The following is a 19382-nucleotide window of genomic DNA, read 5'->3' on the forward strand; positions in this document are numbered from 1 at the left end:
CGCTCCCGACCCCCTTTCCTGGAGGCCTTATGCAAAGCCCGAACCACGACGACTTCATCGAGAACCGCACCTATGACGAGATCAAGGTGGGAGATTCCTCCCACCTGGTGCGGACCCTGCGTCCCGAGGACATCCAGCTGTTCGCCGTGATGTCCGGCGACGTCAATCCCTCGGTGGTGGATCCGGAATTCGCCGCCAGCGGCCTGTTCCGCGAAGTGGTGGCCCACGGCATGTGGTCGGGAGCGCTCATTTCCACCGTGCTCGGCACCCAGTTCCCCGGCCCGGGCACCATCTACATCGACCAGACCCTGCACTTCTCGCGGCCGGTGACCATTGGCGACACCATCACCATCACCATCACCGCCCAGCAGAAGTTCGATCACAACAAGCACATCCTGTTCGACTGCGTCTGCGTCAACCAGGAAGGCCTGCAGGTGGTGCGCGGCACCGCCGAGGTGCTGGCCCCCACCGAGAAGATTCGCCGGCCGCGCATGCACATGCCGCAGATCACCATCGCCGACAAGGAAGCCCGCTACCAGGCTCTGATCGCCCGGGCCCGGGGCAGCAAGCCGGTGGACGTGGCAGTGGCCCACCCCTGCGACGCCGAATCCCTGAAGGGCCCGATCCAGGCCGCCCGGGAAGGGCTGATCGACCCGATCCTGGTCGGCCCCGAAGCCAAGATCCGCCAGCTGGCCGAAGAGCTGGGCCTGGACATCTCCCCCTACCGCATCGTCAACACCCGCCACAGCCACGAATCCGCCGCCCTGGCGGTGACCCTGGTGCGCAACGGCGATGCCGAGGCGCTGATGAAGGGCAGCCTGCACACGGACGAGCTGATGGGCGAGGTGGTGGCGCGCACCACCGGGCTGCGCACCGAGCGGCGCATCTCCCATGTCTTCTACATGGACGTGCCGACCTACCACAAGCCGATCATGATCACCGACGCGGCGATCAACATCGCCCCGACTCTGGAAGACAAGGTCCACATCACCCAGAACGCCATCGACCTGGCCCACGTGCTCGGCATCGAGCAGCCCAAGGTGGCGATCATGTCGGCGGTGGAGACGGTCAATCCCAAGATCCAGTCCACCCTGGAGGCCGCCGCCCTGTGCAAGATGGCCGACCGGGGCCAGATCAAGGGGGGCCTGCTCGACGGCCCCCTGGCCTTCGACAACGCCGTGTCGATCGTCGCCGCCAAGACCAAGGGCATCAAGTCCGCGGTGGCTGGCGACGCCGACATCCTGATGATGCCCGACCTGGAGTCCGGCAACATGGTGGCCAAGCAGCTCGAATACCTGGCCAACGCCCTGTCCGCCGGCATCGTGCTGGGCGCCCGGGTGCCCATCGTGCTCACCTCCCGGGCCGACACCGCCGAGACCCGCACCGCCTCCTGCGCCATCATGGCCCTGATGGCCCAGGCCGCCCGCAAGAAGGAGGACGCCGCGTGAGCCTGCCCCCGTACTACCCCGACAACGAGAAGCCCTGCGTCCTGACCCTCAACGCCGGCTCCTCGTCGATCAAGTTCTCCCTGTTCGAGCTCGATGCCACCGCCCCGGCCCTGGTGGGCCAGATCGACGGCATCGGCGCCAAGCCCCACATCAAGGCCAAGGACGGTGCCGGCAACAAGCTCGACGACGTAGACCTGGACATCACCGGCTCCCAGGAGCGCCAGCACCACCAGGCCCTGCTCTACCTGGTGAAGTGGCTGCGCAGCCACGGCGAGGGCTGGAAGGCCAAGGGCGTCGGCCACCGGGTGGTGCACGGCGGCGAGAAGTACGCCGCCCCGGTGCTGCTCACCCCGGACATCCGCCGCGAACTGGCCTCCTTCGTCTCCCTGGCCCCCCTGCACCAGCCCCACAACCTGGACGGCATCGACGCCATCGGCGAGATCCTGCCGGACGTTCCCCAGATCGCCTGCTTCGACACCGCCTTCCATCGCAGCCAGCCCGTCCTGGCCCAGACCTTCGCCCTGCCCCGGGCGCTGACCGACGAAGGGGTCAAGCGCTACGGCTTCCACGGCCTCTCCTACGAGTTCATCGCCCGCAGCCTGCCCGCCCACACCGACCGGGCCGACGGCCGGGTGGCGGTGGCCCACCTGGGCAACGGCTCCAGCATGGCCGCCATGGTCGGACGCAAGAGCGTCGCCTCGACCATGGGCTTCACCGCGGTGGACGGCCTGATGATGGGCACCCGCACCGGCAATCTTGACCCGGGCGTGGTGCTCTACCTGCTCGACGAAAAGAAGATGGACGCCGCCGCCATCACCAAGCTGCTCTACAAGCAGTCCGGCCTGCTCGGCGTCTCGGGCATCTCCCAGGACATGCGCGAGCTGCTGGCCTCGGACCACCCCCACGCCAAGGAGGCGGTGGACCTGTTCTGCTACCGCATCTCCCGGGAGCTCGGCTCCCTGGCGGCGGCAGCCGGTGGCCTGGACGTACTGGTGTTCACCGCCGGCATCGGCGAGCACGCCGCCCCGGTGCGCGAGCAGGTCTGCGCCCAGGCCGGCTGGCTGGGCATCAAGCTCGATCGGGAGGCCAACAACGCCCCCTCCAAGCTGCCGCGCTGCATCAGCGCGCCGGACAGCGCGGTGGAGGTGCTGGTGCTGCCCACCGACGAGGAATGGATGATCGCCCACCACACCCAGCGCCTGCTCGGGCTGTAAGGACCGCCCCCTTTCGGGGACGCCCCGCGGGGGCCGCCGGCGCAATCAGCCGGCGGCCCCCGCGCCGTTTTCGGGGATGGAGTTCAGCCACGGAGCCGGCCGGCTGGCCATGGCGGCACAGCGGATTCGGAGCCATCCGGGGCGGCCAGGACTCTCCGCATTCCCAGAATTCCCAGAATTCCCAGAATTCCCAGGATTACGAGGCGTCCAGGATTGCCAGGTCACTCCACGCACTCACGGTGTTCCGGCCCTGCATTGCGGCGGTAGCGCCCGCCAGGCGCGCCAGGCACGGGGGCCGGATCAAGGCAACGTAACCGGCCCCGGGAGCCGGGGTGCGACGGGTGCGCCGCGGCTGCGGAAATGCGGCAAAGGGGGAGAAAAGCGGAGAAATCACCGGCCAGCGCGTAGGCCACCACGCCAAACCCCGCGCCAGTAGCCGATCTCCAGGCATCAGTCCCGTATAGCAAGCATTGGCGCGGCTCTCCAGGCATACCCAACGAAAGTCCGCGCCCCGCCTAGGTTTCCGGGCAGGGGTCGGTTGAAGACCAAGGCGGACGGGCAACCCCGGCCCGCCCCGGCGTCAGCCCTCCAGCCGCCCGGCGTTGAGCTTCAGCACCCGGGAGCAGCGGGCCGCCAGGTGCTCGTCGTGGGTCACCAGGATCAGGGTGGTGCCCTCGTCGGCGTTGAGGGCGAACATCAATTCGATGATCTTCTCGCCGGTGGCCGCGTCCAGGTTGCCGGTGGGCTCGTCGGCCAACACCAGCCGGGGCGAAGTGGCAAAGGCCCGGGCAATGGCGACGCGCTGCTGCTCGCCGCCGGACAAATGCTTGGGGGTGTGGGAAAGCCGGTGCTCCAGCCCGACCCGGGCCAGCCAGCTGCGCGCCACCGCCGCGGCGTCGCGCCGTCCGGCCAGCTCCAGGGGCAGCATCACGTTCTCCAGGGCCGACAGGGCGGGCAGCAACTGGAACGACTGGAAGACGAAGCCTAGGTGCTGGCCACGCAGGATCGCCCGGCGGTCCTCGGACAAAGGCGCCAGGTCGGTGCCGGCCAGGCGCACCTGGCCGCTGCTCGGGGTGTCCAGGCCGGCCAGCAGGCCGAGCAGGGTGGACTTGCCCGAGCCGCTCGCTCCCACCACCGCCACCGTTTCCCCCGGCCTCACGGCAAAGCTGATCTCGTGCAGAATGGGCAGCGGCGCGCCTTCGGCGGTGGTCACGGTCTTCGACAGGGCGATCGCTTCGATCACCGCGCCGTGGGGTTCGGCCGCGTCGGGCAACTCGGTCGCCGCCGACAGGGAACTGGTAGAAGCCATGGGCAAGGACGGAAAAAAGGATGAGTGAACGGCAGGAACAGGTGTTACCGCGCCCGCAACCGGGTTTCGGGCAACCGGGCCCTGGCATTATCGCCCGGATTGGGGGCGGCATTCGCGGCGCTATTCGTGGTTCTATTCGCGACGGAATGCACAGCGGAGTGGCCAGCAGGATCAGCGGCAGGATTCGCCACTGGATTGGCGCCCCGCTTGGCCGCTGGCTCGACCGGCGACAGCCCTCCCCGCCTCCGCCGGGCGTCGGCACGGCGGCGTGGGCCGCCGGTCCCACCTCCACGCACCCATGCGCTCATGCCGCGAACCGGGCGCCAGCCCGACCCGGACGGCTCCCGGCGCGCGCCCGGGGCCTGCTTGCTACGGCCCTGCTGGCCCTGCTGCTCCCCATCCCGACCGTCCAGGCCGCCCCGGCGGGAGTACGCACCCTGCTGGTGTTCGGCGATTCCCTGTCCGCCGGCTACGGCATCCGCCAGGACGCGGCCTGGCCCTCCCTGCTGGCCGAACGGTTGAAAACCAAGGCCCCGGCCTACACCGTGCTCAACGCCAGCATTTCCGGGGAGACCACGGCCGGGGGCGTGTCGCGCCTGCCGCCCCTGCTGGAAAAGCACAAACCGGCGGTGGTGGTGATCGAGCTGGGCGCCAACGACGGCCTGCGCGGCCTGCCGGTGGGCGAGATGAAGAAGAATCTGGTGACCATGACCCGGGCGGCCAAGGCCGCCGGCGCCAAGGTGCTGCTGGTGCGCATCGAACTGCCGCCCAACTACGGGGCCTACGCCCGCACCGTGGGGGATGCCTTCAACGAGGTGGCCAAGGCGGAAAAATTGCCGGTGCCGCCCTTCCTGCTCGACCAGGTGGCGAGCGACCGCCGCCTGTTCCAGGCCGACGGCCTGCACCCGGTTGCCGAGGCCCAGGGCCGGCTGCTCGACAACGTCTGGCCGGCGCTGGCCCCCCTGCTCAAATAAGGGAACGACATCCTTGCTTTGCCTCGGGCGAGGTAAAGGCGAGGTGAACAACCAGGACACCAGGGGGTACCACGTCGGACGGCGAATCGCTGTGCCTTTGGTGAAGCGTGGTGCTCTTGGTGCCTTGGTGATTCGCTTTTCCTGGTGGTTCGCTTTTCAGCGTTGCCCTCACCTGGCACTGGCGCAATCTGAACCGCCGGGTTTCGCCTGACGGCGAGCTACTTTCTGTCCGGCGACAGAAAGTAGCCAAAGAACGCCGTGCCCGCTCCCCCGCCGGCAGGCCGGTAAAACTGGCCTGCCGGTGCCCTGCGCTACTCGCCCGGGACGGGGGCTGCGGAACTCGGCCTGCGGCCTCGGACAGTCCTCGCCCTGTTCCGTCCCGGCCTGCGTTGCTCGGCGGGGAAGAAGGGCACACATGGCGCTGGGGCACGTGTTGAGGCACTACCCGGAAAGCCACGACTGGCGCGGCGTTTGAAGGCATGCCCCCTGAAAGCCGCGCCGGTATTGGCTGAGCGGGAAGGCACAGTGTAGATCGTTTATTGGCGCGCCTTTCCAGGGCGTGCGCAAAAACTGGCCACTACATACGACCCTGCCATCCCGCGACACTTCTGCTAACGCTGCGTTGCTAGCGGTCCAGCCGGTTTCCTCGGCGCCCCTTTGGGGACCGGACTGCCTTGGTGGTCCGCTTTGCAGCGCTCAGCGCGTCAAGCAGACACGCCCTTTAAACAAGCCGCAGCCGCGGCGTTTCGCCGGCTACCGGGGCCAGTTCGCCGATGGCGGCGGCCTCGGCGAAGCCGGCGGCGCGGAAGGTGGCCAGCACCGCGTCCGCCTGGTCCGGTGCGCAGGCCACCAGGAGGCCGCCGGAGGTCTGGGGATCGGTCACCAGCTTCTGCTCCCAGCCGTTGGCGTCCATGCCCGGGGCCAGTTCCACCTGGTCGCCGTAGCCGGCCCAGTTGCGGGTGGAGGCGCCGGTGGCGATGCCGTCTTTCACATGGGCCACCGCCTCGTCGATCAGGGGCAGGTCGGCGAAGCGCACCCGGGCGTCCAGCTGCGAGCCGCGGCAGATTTCCAGCAGGTGGCCGGCCAGGCCGAAGCCGGTGACGTCGGTCATGGCATGGACCGCGTCCAGCCCGGCCAGGGTGGCGCCCACCTTGTTGAGGGTGGTGGTCCAGCGCACCATGGTCTGGTAGCCCTCGGGGGTCAGCTTGCCCTTCTTCAGGGCGGCGGAGAGGATGCCCACGCCCAGGGGCTTGCCCAGGATCAGCACGTCGCCGACTTGCGCCCGGTCGTTGCGCTTGACCCGCTCGGGATGGACCACGCCCAGGCCGACCAGACCGTAGATGGGTTCGAGCACGTCGATGGAATGGCCGCCGGCCACGGGAATGCCGGCCTCGCGGCAGATGCTGGCGCCGCCTTCGAGGATGCGCCCGATCACCTCCAGGGGCAGCTTGTCGAGGGGCATGCCGACCAGGGCCAGGGCCAGCACCGGGGTGCCGCCCATGGCGTAGACGTCGGACAGGGCGTTGGTGGCGGCGATGCGGCCGAAGTCGTAGGGATCGTCGACGATCGGCGTGAAGAAGTCGGTGGTGGCCACCAGGGCCTGGCTGTCGTTGAGCCGGTACACCGCCGCGTCGTCGCTCGATTCGGTGCCCACCAGCAGGTCCGGGGGAATCACCCCGGGGGGCATGGTGGCGAGGATTTTTTGCAGGACGGCGGGGGCGATTTTGCAGCCGCAGCCGCCGCCGTGGGAAAATTGCGTCAGTTTTACTTCCATGATGTCCTCTCCCGGGCGTCCCACCGGGCCGAACCACGTCGGCCACGCAATTGGCGGGCTTCACGCCACGGAATCTAAGTCCATGAAAAACGGGGTTGCCACCGTAGCACAGCTTGCGGAATTCGACGAAATCATCGACGTCCGCTCCCCTCTCGAATTCGCCGAGGACCACATCCCCGGGGCCATCAACTGCCCGGTGCTGAGCAACGAGCAGCGGGCCGAGGTGGGCACCCTGTACAAGCAGGTGTCGCCCTTCGAGGCCAAGAAGCTCGGCGCCGCCTACATCTCGGCCAACATCGCCGCCCACCTGCGCGAACGCTTCCTCGACCGGCCCAAGCACTGGAAACCCCTGATCGTCTGCTGGCGCGGCGGCATGCGCTCCGGCGCCATGGTCACCGTATTCCGCTCCATCGGCTGGAACGCCCAACAACTCCACGGCGGTTACAAGGCCTACCGCCACCTGGTGGTGGAGGCCCTGGACGAACTGCCGCCCCGCTTCACCTGGCGGGTCATCGCCGGGGCCACCGGCAGCGGCAAGAGCCGGGTACTGCACCACCTGGCCGCCGCCGGCGCCCAGGTGCTGGATCTGGAAGGGCTGGCCTGCCACAAGGGCTCGGTGCTCGGCGTGCTGCCCGGGGAACCCCAGCCGGCGCAGAAGTGGTTCGAGACCCGGCTGTGGCAGACCCTGAGCGGCTTCGATGCGGCCCGGCCGGTGTACGTGGAGGCCGAATCGCGCAAGATCGGCAAGCTGCACCTGCCCGAAGCCCTGATTACCGCCATTCGCGGCGGCGCCTGCCGGGTGGTGTCGGCCACGGTGCCGGCCCGGGTGGACTTCCTGCTGCGCGACTACGACTACTTCCTCACCGACCCCAACTGGCTGATCGAGCGCCTGGCCGGACTGAAGGCCCTGCGCGGCGGCGAGACCATCGCCCGCTGGACGGCCCTGGTGCAGGCCGGCGACTTCCGCGCCCTGGTCGAGGAACTGCTCACTGGCCACTACGACCCGCTCTACGCCGCCTCCCAGGACCGCAACTACACGGGCCTGGCCGCCTCCCGGGACTACGCCGCCGACGACCTGTCGGAAGCCGGCATCGCCACGCTGGCGGCGGCCATCCTGGCGGACGACACCCGGGACGCCGCCCTCACCGCCTGACGTCGCCCCGGCGGGCCCGGACGCCAGCCCGCCAAGCCGGCCACACGCCCACCATCACCGTCCGGCCCGACGCTAGGGCGGTTTGAGGTACGAGACGGCGGCGCGGCACCAGGAAGTGCCGCACCCACCCCTTGGAAGTCCGCGCCAGATGCGGACCTCCAAGGTGGCATCGTGAAACACAAGGACTGGCGCGGCTCTTCAGCCACTCCCCTCGCAGATCCAGACAGGACGCGGCGTTTCAGGCCCCGGCAACCCACAACCCCTTACCCCGGGCCGCCTGGCGCCGCCGGGCCCAGCCGTTCAGAACCAGGGCCGCCCCCATCACCGCGCCGCCGGCCAGCAGCCGAGCCAGATCGGTCTCGTGGCGCCACACCAGCAGGCTCAAGGCCAGGCCGGCGGGGATGTGCATGTTGTTCATGATGCCCAGGGTGCCCGCATCCACCTGGCAGGCACCCTTGTTCCAGAAGTAAAAGCCCAGGGCCGAGGCGCCCAGGCCCATGAAGGCAAGCACGCCCCATTGCAGGCCGGTGGCAGGCAATTTGGCCGGGTTGCCGAAGATCAGGAACGACGGCAGGGCCACCGCCAGGGCGCCGAGGAAGAAGAAGCCGAAGGTGCGGTAAGCCGGCCACGGGCTCGGGTAGCGCGCCACCACCTGGCGGTAGCCCACCTGGCCGGCGGCAAAGGTCAGGTTGGCCAGTTGCAACAGGAAGAAGCCGGTGAGGAAGTGGCCGCTCAGGCCGCCGTAGCGGATGATCAGCGCCCCACCCACCGCCACCAGGGCGGCCACGCTGGCCCAGGGATTGAAGCGCCGCGCCAGCAGGTCGTCGAGCAGGGTCACGTAGACCGGGGTGAAGATGGTAAACAGCAGCACTTCCGGCACCGTCAGGTAGCCGTAGGAGCGGTACAGGCACAGGTAGGTGACGCCGAACTGGAGCGCCCCGGCGGCCACCGTGCCCCACAACAGGGGCGCCGGCACGCCGCGCCAACGAATGAAGGGCAGGAAGGCGGCGCCGGCCAGCACCACCCGGGTGAGCACGGCGAAGTCGCTGTCCACACGCCCGGCGATGAATTCGCCGATCAGGTTGAAGGACAGGGCCCAGACGAAGGTGATGAAGATCAGGTAAGGCATGGGGAAGCGGAGTCGGTAGGCGCGGCGCGCCAAACCCGTTATTGTCCCCCGTCCCGGGGTAAAAACCGAACCCCGGGCATTCGCCCCCGGCGGACGGGCTGGCCCAGGGAAGCGGCGCGGCCCCACGTTGACCGCCGGGCCGGGGGTGCCTGGTACGGCAGCGGGAAGGATTCGGCGGCGTGACTGCCGTGACGTCGCGACCTGCTCCTGCTCCTGCTCCTGCTCCTGCTCCTGCTCTGGCTCCTGCTCCTGCTCCTGCTCTGGCTCTGGCTCTGGCTCTGGCTCTGGCTCTGGCTACAGGCGCACCGACAGATCACCGGCCACGGCGCACAGGCGTTGCAGCACCGCCGGGCGCTGGCCCTGTACATCCTGCGCACCGCCCACCTCCCCTTCCTCGTAGGCCACCACCCGCCAGCCCTGGGACTGGGCCCAGCGCAGCAGTTCCTGGGGCTGGAGCAGGAAGTCGGGGCGGGAAGGCTTGCCGAAGCGCTCGTTGCCGGCCATGAAGGTTTCGTAGATGAGCACCCCGGGGGTAGCGAGCAGGGCAGCCAGGTCCGGCAGGCGGGGGCGGTGCAGGTAGTGAGTGACGACGATGCCGGCGAAGCGCCGCCCGGCCAGGGGCCAGGGCGCATCCAGGGGGCCTTCTAGGTCGGCGGCCAGGGGCGCAACCCCGGCGACATCGGCCAGTCCGGCCAGGGCCTCGGCATCCCGATCCACCGCGCAGACCGGGTGGCCGCGCCCGGCCAGGAGGCGGCTGTGGCGGCCGCTACCGCAGGCCAGGTCGAGCGCGGCGCCGCCGGTGGGGATCAGGGGAGCGAAGCGCGCCACCCAGGGCGACGGGGCGCCGTTCGCAGTAGAAGAGAAAGAAGTGGCAATCATTGGCACAATTCCAAAACGTGGTCGTGGGAAATAACGTCAGGCGACGTCGACCGGCGGCGGATTATGACAGGATCACGGCGGTTGACCTTGCGCAAATATCGGCTGCGACACCGTTGCCCTATTGCCCCGTTATGGTAGATTGCTGCATCGCACAATAAGCCATCGCATTCAATAACTACAGCCGCCCCAGCCCAACGCGCGGCGCTCCGTGGAAACGCTCAAAATGGTCGAAGAACACTATCTCACCCCCCTATTCGAACCTAAATCGGTGGCCGTGATCGGCGCCTCGGACCGGGAAAACTCGGTGGGCAGCGTGATCTTCCGCAACATGCTCGACGCCGGTTACAAGGGCCGCCTGTTCGCCGTCAACCCCAAGCACAGCGAAGTGCACGGCACCCCCTGCTACAAGACCATCGAGGACGTGGGCGTGCGGGTGGATCTGGCGCTGATCGCCACCCGGCCCCAGACCGTGCCGGGCATCATCGAGCAGTGCGGCCGCGCCGGGGTGAAGTTCGTGGTGATCATCACCGCCGGCTTTGCCGAAGCCGGCCACCAGGGCGCCGCCCTGGAGCGCAAGATGCTGGAGATCGCCCGCAGCTACGGCGTGCGCATCCTCGGCCCCAACTGTCTCGGCCTGATCCGCCCGACCCTGGGCCTCAACTCCACCTTCGCCAACGTCAATGCCAAGCCGGGCAACCTGGCCCTGGTGTCCCAGTCCGGCGCGCTGTGCGCGGCCATTCTCGACTGGGCCAAGGTCAACGACGTGGGCTTTTCCTCGGTCATTTCCCTGGGCACCTCGTCGGACATCGAGTTCGGCGAGATCCTCGACTACCTGGTCTACGACAACCGCACCCACTACATCCTGATGTACGTGGAAGGCATCCGTAACGCCCGCCGCTTCATGAGCGCGGTGCGTTCCGCCGCCCGCATCAAGCCGATCGTGCTGCTCAAGGCCGGCCGCTACGAAACCGGCTCCGCTGCCGCCCTGCTCCACTCCGGCGTCAAGGCCGGCTCTGACGCCGTGTTCGAGGCTGCCATCAAGCGCGCCGGCGTAGTACGGGTGTCCAACATCGGCCAGCTGTTCTACGCCGCCAAGGGCATGGCCACCAAGTTCCGTCCCCAGGGCAACCGGCTGCTGATCATGACCAACGGCGGCGGCCCCGGCGCCATGGCCGCGGACCACGCCGCCGAGCTGAAGATCCCCCTCGCCGACCTGTCCCAGAACACCATCGCCGCCCTCAACGCCTGCTTGCCCACCAACTGGTCCCACGCCAACCCGGTGGACATCGTCGGCGACGCCACGCCGGAACGCTACCAGGCCGCCATCACCGCCTGTATGGACGACCCTGGGGTCGATGGCCTGCTGGTGATGCTCACCCCCCAGGCCATGACCGACCCGATGGGCGTGGCCAAGGCAGTGATCGCCACCCTGGAGGCCGGCAGCAAGCCGATCGTCGCCTGCTGGATGGGCGAGGCCCAGACCTTCGAGGCCCGCAAGGTGCTCACCGACGCCGGCATCCCCGCCTTCCGCATGCCCGAGACGGCGGTGGAGCTGTTCCACCACATCTCCACCTACTACAAGCACCAGAAGCTGCTGCTGCAGACCCCGGAACCCATCTCACGCCAGGCCAAGACCGAGACCGAAGGCGCCAAGATGCTGATCGAGGCGGTGCTTTCGGAACGGCGCAAGGTGCTGTCGGAGATGGAATCGAAGTCGGTGCTGCGCGCCTTCAAGATCCCCGTGGCCCAGACCATGGTCGCCCGCACCGCCACCGAATCCCTACTGCTGGCAGAGCAGATCGGCTTTCCGGTGGCGATGAAGGTCGATTCCCCGGACATCCAGCGCAAGACCGAGGCCGGCGGCGTACGCCTCAACATCACCTCCGCCGCGGCGGTGCGCAACGCCTACCTGGACATTCTCGACACGGTGGCGCGCAACCACCCCAACGCTCGCATCAACGGCGTTTCCATCGAGCCCTTCGTCGCCCGGCCCAACGGCCGCGAGCTGATGGTGGGGGTGGTGCGCGACCCGACCTTCGGCCCGGTCATCACCTTCGGCGCCGGCGGCCAGGAAAGCGAGATCTTCTCCGACCGCGCCGTGGCCCTGCCGCCGCTCAACGCGGTGCTGGCCGAGGACCTGATCCGCTCCACCAAGGTCCACGCCCTGCTCGGCGAATACCGCAACCAGCCGCCGGTGAACATGGACGCCCTGGAAGACGTGCTGCTGCGCATCTCCGAAATGGTCTGCGAGCTGCCCTGGCTCCAGGAGCTTGACCTCAACCCGCTGATCATCGACGAGAACGGCGCCATCGCCGCCGACGCCCGCATCGTCATCGACTTCGCCCCGGTCTCCGGCGACCGCTACGCCCACATGGCCATCCACCCCTACCCCAGCCACATGGTCGAGGAATGGGTGCTGCCCGACGGCCAGGTGGTGCACATCCGCCCGATCCGCCCCGAGGACGCGGAGATGGAAAAGGACTTCGTCGCCCACATGTCCGACGAATCCAAGTACTACCGCTTCATGGACACCATCCGCGAGCTGACCCAGTCGATGCTGGTGCGCTTCACCCAGATCGACTACGACCGGGAAATGGCCTTCGTCGCCGTCACCGAGGAAGGCGGCAAGGAAGTCCAGGTGGGCGTCTCGCGCTACGTCCTCAACCCGGACGGCGAAACCGTCGAGTTCGCCCTGGCGGTGGCCGACGACTGGCAGAAGCGCGGCGTCGGCCGCAAGCTGATGAGCGCCCTGATCGAAGCCGCCCGCCTCAAGGGCTACCGGGCCGTGGTCGGCGACGTGCTGGCGCTCAACTCCAAGATGTTCAAGCTGATGACCAGCCTGGGCTTCACCATCCACCCCCACCCCGAAGACCCGGCGGTGAAGCGTGTGATCAAGCCGTTGCAGAGCTGAATCGGCAACCTGCGGCGGGCGGCCACGCCGTCCCGCCGCGCACCGAGTAAAGAGGGCGGGATCGTGCCCGGCCGGCAGGTCCGTCCGGGCCCAAGTATCCCGCCCTCGCCATTTTTGCCCCTCCCCACTCCGCCGCACCCTTTCGGCCGGATGTGTCCGGCCAGAGTACCGGCGTTGCTCGGCGCTCACTGCGCGCCGCTCGCTCCCGTCATTCGGCCCGCGGTCTGGTCGCCCCTCGGCCGAACCCATTGCCAGTTGGGTATCTCCAGCCAGGCATCGCTGCAAGCCTGAAATGGCGCGGCATTCCAGAACCCCATCGCCGAACTCCGCGCCAGTCCTTGCGATTCGGCCACCTATCTTTTTGCTCGCCCATAACACGGCACCGCGGCATGTGACATTCCGCATATACCGTTATCAGTTTTTTTCAGTTCGCGACTGCTCCCCCGGCTCCTAGACTTCGCCGTCTCTCATCCCCATCCGGAGACCGTCCATGAAGCTAACCCGCCGCGAATTGTTGTTGTCTTCCGGGGCCTTTGCCGCCTCGGCCCTGTTCCCCCCCCTGCTCTACGCCCAGCAAGGGCAGCCCGCCGGTGCGCCGCGCAAGGGCGGCGTGCTCAACGTGCACCTGGGGTCCGAGCAACGCATCCTTAACCCCTCGCTGCGCGCCTCCACCGGCGTCTACATCGTCACCAGCAAGATCATCGAGTCCCTGGTGGACCTAGACGCCAACGGCAAGGTGGTGCCGGTACTGGCCACCGCGTGGAAGGCCTCGGCCGACGGAAAAACCGTCACCTTCAAGCTGCGCGAGGGCGTCACCTGGCACGACGGCAAGCCCTTCACCGCCGCCGACGTGCAGTACAACGCCCTAGAGCTGTGGAAGAAGCACCTCAACTTCGGTACCGCCCTGCAGCGCTACCTGGAGGCGGTGGATACCCCGGACAAGCACACCGCCGTGTTCCGCTATTCCCGCCCGATTCCCCTCGACCTGCTGCTGCGCGGCCTGGCCGACCTGGGCTACGTGGTGCCGCGTCACGTCTTTGAAGGTACCAACGTACTGGAGAACCCGGCCAACACAGCGCCTATCGGCACCGGGCCGTTCAAGTTCGTCCAGTACGAGCGCGGCCAGTTCATCATTGCCGAGCGCAACCCGCGCTACTGGCGCAAGGACCAGCCCTACCTGGATCGCATCGTCTGGCGCATCGTCACCGACAAGTCGGCCGCCACAGCCGCCCTGGAAACCGGCCAGGTACAACTCAGCGCCTACTCCCAGCTGACCCTGGCGGACCTGGACCGGCTCAGCCGCAACCCGGAATTCACCGTCACCAGCAAAGGGTCGGAAGCCAACCAGTTCAATAACACCCTGGAATTCAACTTCCGTCGCAAGGAACTGGCCGACGTGCGAGTGCGCCGCGCCCTGGCCCACGCCATCAATTCCCAGTTCTTCATCGACAACTTCCTCTATGGCCAGGGCAAGCCGGCCACCGGGCCGATCCCGTCCACCTCGACGGCCTTCTACCCGGCCGGCAGCAAGCAGCCCTACCCCTATGACAAGAAGCGCGCCGAGGCCCTGCTCGACGAGGCCGGCTACAAGCGCGGCGCCGGCGGCATCCGCTTCAGCCTGAAACTGGTGGGCATTCCCAACGGCGAGGATGTCCCACTGCTGGCCACCTTCATCCAGCAGTCTCTGGCCGAGGTGGGCATCAAGGTAGAGATCGCCAACTACGACTATGCCGGCGCCCTGGCGGCGGTCTACAAGGAGCACAACTTCGACATCGCCACGGGTTGGCACCAGTACCGGGGTGACCCGGCGGTGTCCACCACGGTGTGGTACCGCTCCGGCAGCCCGGCCGGCTCGCCCTGGACCAACCAGTACGGCTGGCAGTCGGACAAGGTGGACAAGCTGATCGACGACGCCGCTTCCGAGATCAACCCGGTCAAGCGCAAGGCGCTCTACGCCGAGTTCGTGCGCGAGGTGAACGAGCAACTGCCGATCTGGTTCGTCACCGAACGCCAGTTCTACTCGGTGGAAAGCAAGAAGCTGCAAAACAGTGCCAGCAGCACCCGATGGCCGTCGAGCAGCTGGAACGACGCCTGGCTTAAGGCCTAACCCCGGCCACGGCTGCTTCCCATGCGTTTCTTGTCCCTTGCAGGGCGGCGGCTGGCCGCCGCCCTGCCGGCCTTGATCATCATCCTGGCCGGCCTTTTCCTGCTCCTACAACTCGCCCCGGGCGACACAGTGGATGCCTTGGTCGCCCAGGTGGGTGGCAGCGACCCGACCATGATCGAGGAACTGCGCCGCCATTACGCCCTCGATCAATCCACCTCGGTGCGTCTAGGCGACTACCTGTGGCGCCTGCTCCACCTCGATCTGGGCCATTCGGCCATCTACGGCAAGCCGGTGGCCGACGTCATCGTCGAACGCCTGCCCGCCACCCTGCTGCTGATGGGCTCGTCCCTGGCCTTGGCCTTCGCCGCCGGCATGGCGTTGGGCGTGATCGCGGCGCGCCGGGTGAACCGCTGGCCCGACACCCTGATCTCGACCCTGGGGCTGATCTTCTACGCCACCCCGTCATTCTGGTTCGGCCTGATGGGCATCTTCGTCTTCGCCGTGTACCTCGGCTGGCTGCCTGCTGGCGGTTTCGGCAGCATCGGCGCCGATCCGCACGGCCTGTCCCTGGTTCTCGACATCGCCTGGCACCTGACCCTGCCGACCCTGACCCTGGCGCTGATCTTCCTCGCCATCTACCTGCGCATCATGCGTGCCTCGATGCTCGAAGTGGCGACCCTGGATTTCGTGCGCACCGCCCGAGCCAAGGGCCTCTCCGACACCGCTGTGGTGACCCGCCACATCCTGCGCAACGCCCTCTTGCCGATGGTCACCCTGCTCGGTCTGCAGGCGGGCACCATGCTCGGCGGCTCGGTGGTGGTGGAGTGCGTCTTCGCCCTGCCCGGCCTGGGCCGACTGGCCTACGAGTCGGTGATGCAGCGCGACCTCAACACCCTGCTCGGCGTGGTGTTCGTCTCGGCATTGCTGGTCATCGTCATCAACTTCGTGGTGGACCTGCTCTACGTCCGCCTCGACCCGCGCATCAACGGGGGGCGCTGATCCCATGGACTTTCTCAAACGCTATTGCCGCAACCCGGCAGCCGTGTTCGGCCTGGTGCTACTCCTGGCCGTACTCGGTTTGGCCGCCAGCGCCGACCTGTTCTATCCCCAGAACCCCCTCGGCCTGGCTGGACGGCCCTTGCAGTGGCCCTTTGCCAATCCGGCCTTCTGGCTTGGCACCGACCACACCGGCCGGGACATCGCCGCCCAGATCTTCCACGGCGCCCGGGTGTCCCTGTTCATCGGCCTGGTGGCCACGGTCATCGCCATTGCCATCGGCATCGTTGTCGGCGCCCTTTCCGGCTATTACGGCGGCCTGCTCGACGACATGCTGATGCGTATCACCGAGGCCTTCCAGATCCTGCCCAACTTCCTCCTGCTGCTGGTGCTGGTGGCGGTGTTCGGCTCCCAGCTGTCCACGGTCATCGTCGCCATCGGCGTGGTCTCATGGCCGCCGGCGGCACGCCTGACCCGGGCCGAATTCCTCACCCTGCGCCACCGGGAATTCGTCCAGGCCGGCCGCACCCTGGGCCTAGGCGACGCCCGCCTGATCTTCCGCGAGATCCTACCCAACGCCCTGCCGCCGGTGGTGGTGTACGCCAGCGTAATTATGGCCGTGGCCATCCTGCTGGAAAGCGCCCTGGCCTTCCTCAACCTGTCGGACCCCAACGTGCCCTCCTGGGGCAACCTGATCGGCGGCGGCCGCGGCGTGCTACGCGTGCAGTGGTACGTCTCGGCCATCCCCGGGGTGGCCATCCTGCTTACTGTGCTGGCCGTCTCCCTGGTCGGCCAGGGGCTCAACGACGCCCTCAACCCAAGGCTGAAGAACCGATGAGCACCGTCCTTTCCATCCAGGGCCTGACCGTGGCCCTGCCCGCCGACGCCGACCGTCCCCACGCCCTGCGCGACGTGGCGCTGGAACTCAACGCCGGCGAGATCCTCTGTGTCGTCGGCGAAAGCGGCTCGGGCAAATCCATGACCGCCAGCGCGGTGATGGGCCTGCTGCCCGACCTGGTGCGGTCTTCCGCCGGACGGATCGAGTTCGACGGGCGCAACCTGCTGGAACTGCCCGACGCCGAGCTGCGCCGCATCCGCGGCGCCAGGATCGGCATGATCTTCCAAGAGCCGATGACCGCCCTCAACCCGCTGCGCACCGTGGGCGACCAGATCGGCGAGCTGTTCCGCACCCATACCCGGTTGAGCGCCAAGGACATCGCCGCCCGGGTCCAGGCTCTACTCCACGACGTGCGCCTGCCCGATCCGGCCGCTGCCGCCCGAGCCTATCCCCACGAGTTGTCCGGCGGACAGCGCCAGCGGGCCATGATCGCCATGGCCGTGGCCCTGGAGCCGGCGGTGCTGATCGCCGACGAGCCAACCACCGCCCTGGACGTGACCACCCAAGCCCAGATCCTGCACCTGATCCGCGAGTTGCAGGCGCGCAAGGGCACCGCGGTGCTGTTCATCACCCACGACTTCGGCGTGGTCGCCGAGATCGCCGACCGGGTAGCGGTGATGCAGCACGGCGTGGTGGTGGAACAGGGCCCAGCCGAGGCCATCCTCAACCGCCCCCAGCACCCCTATACCCGGGAGCTGATCGCCGCCGTGCCGCCCCTGGCACCCCCGCCGGCCCACCAGCCGGAGAACGGGCCGGAGGCCGCGCCGATCCTCACCCTGGACCGGGTGAGCAAGACCTACCGCAGCGGCGGCTGGCTAGGCCGGAGCAAACGGGTCACCCACGCGGTGCGCGAGGTCAGCCTGGAACTGCTTCGGGGCAGCACCCTGGGCATCGTCGGCGAAAGCGGCTCGGGCAAATCGACCCTGGCCCGCTGCATCGTGCGCCTGCTCGACCCGGACGACGGCCACATCCACTTCACCGCCCCGGACCACTCCCCCCTGGACTTGGCTACCCTCAGCCGCCGCCAGCTACGGGCCCATAGCCGCCATGTACAGATGGTCTTTCAAGACCCCTACGCCTCCCTCAATCCGCGCCGTCGGGTCGGGGAGCAGGTCGCCCAAGGGCCCATCGTGCACGGCACGCCCCGGGCCCAGGCCCTGGCCCGGGCCCGGGAGCTGTTCGAACTGGTCGGCCTGGACCCGGACGCCACGCGCCGCTACCCCCACGAATTCTCCGGCGGCCAGCGCCAGCGCATCGGTCTGGCCCGGGCCCTGGCCCTGGAGCCCCAGGTGCTGGTGGCCGACGAGCCGGTGTCGGCCCTGGACGTGTCGGTCCAGGGCCAGGTGCTCGACCTGCTGGCGCGACTGCGCCAGCAGTTGGGGCTGTCCCTGCTGTTCATCACCCACGACCTGCGGGTCGCCGCCCAGATCTGCGACCGCATCGCGGTGATGAAGGACGGGGCTGTGGTCGAGGCCGGCAGCGCCGCCCAGATCTTCACCAGCCCCCGCCATTCCTATACCCAAACCCTGCTCGACGCGGTGCCGGGGCGCCAGTGGACCCCGCCCCACGCCACCGACCTCCGACGCATCGCCGCCTGATCCCCGTTTTCCGGAGTACGCCATGCCCTCCCCCGCCGCCCAGCTCGACCACGTGGTCATCAACGTCGCCGACCAGCTCGACCAGGCCGCCGAACGCTACCGCCGCCTCGGCTTCACCCTCACCCCCCGGGGCCACCACTCCCTGGGGTCTAGCAACCACCTGGCCATCTTCGGTAACGACTATCTGGAACTGCTCGGCTACGAGCCGCAAAACGCCGAACGGGCCGCCGCCTACTGGGGCACCTTGCCGGGCCTGGCCGGGCTGGTGTTCAAGAGCCAGGACTCGGACGGCCTGTTCCGCGACCTGACGGCCCAGGGCGTAGCCCTGGACGGCACGGCCCCGGCGGCGTTCTTTCGCCCGGTGGAGCTGCCCGACGGCTCGTCCCGGAATGCCCGCTTCCGCACCGTGCGCCTCGACCCGGCCGCCGTGCCCAACGGCCGTATCTTCTTCTGCCACCATCTTGACCCGGACCTGGTCTGGCGCCCCGAGTGGCAGCGCCACGCCAACGGTGTCACCGGCCTGCTCCAGGCGGTGGTGGCGACGCAGGACCCGGCGGCCTCCATCGACCTGCTGGCACGCACCTTCGGCAGCGCCACAGTGAGCCCCATCGACGGCGGCCAGCGCCTTACTGCCGGCCGGGGCAGCGTCGATTACCTGGTGCCAGACGCAGTGCGCGTCCGCTTTGGCGACACCACCCTGCCCAGCCCCGACGGCCGCGACCGCCAGGTCGCCCTGGTGTTGCAAAGCGTGTCCCTGGCCCAGACTCGGGACACTCTGACGGCTGGCGGCATCGCCTTCGACCAGCAGGCCCCGGACCAGTTGGTGGTGCCCGCCCGGGAAGCCTTCGGCGTCGCCCTGGCCTTCCGCGCCTAAGCACCGCTCCCCAGGGGGTTCCCGGCAGGGGTCGGGGGCGCCTCTGGCGGCAGGACCGAGGTTTGCCGCCAGAGGCGCCCTCTTCCCGCCTCCCCCCCTTCCCGATTTATCCGCTCCC

14 protein-coding genes are annotated in these 19382 nt (G+C 68.4%); 10 read left to right on the forward strand and 4 right to left on the reverse strand.

The window, feature by feature from the left end; translation table 11 throughout:
* Positions 1–29 precede the first annotated feature (29 nt).
* Positions 30–1448 (forward strand): bifunctional enoyl-CoA hydratase/phosphate acetyltransferase, encoded by a 1419-nt coding sequence (locus OTERR_RS10080; RefSeq protein ID WP_054621418.1) that lies wholly within the window; start codon positions 30–32, stop codon positions 1446–1448.
* Entirely contained in the window at positions 1445–2662 is a 1218-nt protein-coding gene (locus OTERR_RS10085; protein ID WP_246154117.1) for an acetate/propionate family kinase, read from the forward strand. Before OTERR_RS10080 ends, OTERR_RS10085 begins: the two co-directional genes overlap by 4 nt.
* A 580-nt stretch (positions 2663–3242) precedes the next feature.
* On the opposite strand, the gene OTERR_RS10090 is transcribed toward OTERR_RS10085, so the two are convergent.
* Positions 3243–3971, reverse strand: coding sequence for an ABC transporter ATP-binding protein (locus OTERR_RS10090; protein ID WP_149425666.1), 729 nt, complete (start codon positions 3969–3971; stop codon positions 3243–3245).
* 443 nt (positions 3972–4414) lie between these two features.
* Between OTERR_RS10090 and OTERR_RS16375 the strand changes: the two genes are divergently transcribed.
* On the forward strand, positions 4415–4945 hold the full coding sequence (locus OTERR_RS16375; protein WP_246154120.1) for an arylesterase: 531 nt from the start codon (positions 4415–4417) through the stop codon (positions 4943–4945).
* A gap of 721 nt (positions 4946–5666) precedes the next feature.
* On the opposite strand, the gene selD is transcribed toward OTERR_RS16375, so the two are convergent.
* Positions 5667–6722 (reverse strand): selenide, water dikinase SelD, encoded by a 1056-nt coding sequence (selD, locus tag OTERR_RS10100; RefSeq protein ID WP_149426509.1) that lies wholly within the window; start codon positions 6720–6722, stop codon positions 5667–5669.
* 79 nt (positions 6723–6801) lie between these two features.
* On the opposite strand from selD, the gene mnmH reads away from it, so the two are divergent.
* Entirely contained in the window at positions 6802–7872 is a 1071-nt protein-coding gene (mnmH, locus tag OTERR_RS10105) for a tRNA 2-selenouridine(34) synthase MnmH (RefSeq protein ID WP_149425668.1), read from the forward strand.
* Between the two features lie 238 nt (positions 7873–8110).
* On the opposite strand, the gene OTERR_RS10110 is transcribed toward mnmH, so the two are convergent.
* Positions 8111–9001 carry a DMT family transporter gene (locus OTERR_RS10110; protein WP_149425669.1) on the reverse strand — a complete coding sequence of 297 codons (891 nt, stop codon included), beginning with the start codon at positions 8999–9001 and terminating at the stop codon, positions 8111–8113.
* 294 nt (positions 9002–9295) lie between these two features.
* The gene (locus OTERR_RS10120) at positions 9296–9880 is read right to left on the reverse strand and encodes a class I SAM-dependent methyltransferase (protein WP_149425670.1); all 585 of its coding nucleotides are present in this window, start codon (positions 9878–9880) and stop codon (positions 9296–9298) included.
* A 223-nt stretch (positions 9881–10103) separates the two neighbouring features.
* On the opposite strand from OTERR_RS10120, the gene OTERR_RS10125 reads away from it, so the two are divergent.
* The 6 genes from OTERR_RS10125 to OTERR_RS10150 all read left to right on the forward strand — a co-directional run bounded on the left by OTERR_RS10125 (position 10104) and on the right by OTERR_RS10150 (position 19264).
* A complete protein-coding gene (locus tag OTERR_RS10125; RefSeq protein ID WP_054621423.1) occupies positions 10104–12791 on the forward strand; it encodes a bifunctional acetate--CoA ligase family protein/GNAT family N-acetyltransferase in 2688 nt (895 codons plus the stop codon).
* A 490-nt stretch (positions 12792–13281) separates the two neighbouring features.
* Positions 13282–14898 carry an ABC transporter substrate-binding protein gene (locus OTERR_RS10130; protein ID WP_149425671.1) on the forward strand — a complete coding sequence of 539 codons (1617 nt, stop codon included), beginning with the start codon at positions 13282–13284 and terminating at the stop codon, positions 14896–14898.
* A gap of 21 nt (positions 14899–14919) precedes the next feature.
* Positions 14920–15897, forward strand: coding sequence for an ABC transporter permease (locus tag OTERR_RS10135; protein WP_149425672.1), 978 nt, complete (start codon positions 14920–14922; stop codon positions 15895–15897).
* A 4-nt stretch (positions 15898–15901) separates the two neighbouring features.
* Complete coding sequence (locus tag OTERR_RS10140; RefSeq protein ID WP_149425673.1) at positions 15902–16732, forward strand: ABC transporter permease; 831 nt, start codon at positions 15902–15904, stop codon at positions 16730–16732.
* On the forward strand, positions 16729–18390 hold the full coding sequence (locus tag OTERR_RS10145; RefSeq protein WP_149425674.1) for an ABC transporter ATP-binding protein: 1662 nt from the start codon (positions 16729–16731) through the stop codon (positions 18388–18390). Before OTERR_RS10140 ends, OTERR_RS10145 begins: the two co-directional genes overlap by 4 nt.
* A gap of 22 nt (positions 18391–18412) precedes the next feature.
* Positions 18413–19264, forward strand: a complete 852-nt coding sequence (locus tag OTERR_RS10150) for a VOC family protein (protein ID WP_149425675.1) — start codon at positions 18413–18415, stop codon at positions 19262–19264.
* Positions 19265–19382 lie beyond the last annotated feature (118 nt).

The sequence above is a fragment of the Oryzomicrobium terrae genome (genome assembly GCF_008274805.1).
GTDB lineage: Bacteria > Pseudomonadota > Gammaproteobacteria > Burkholderiales > Rhodocyclaceae > Oryzomicrobium > Oryzomicrobium terrae.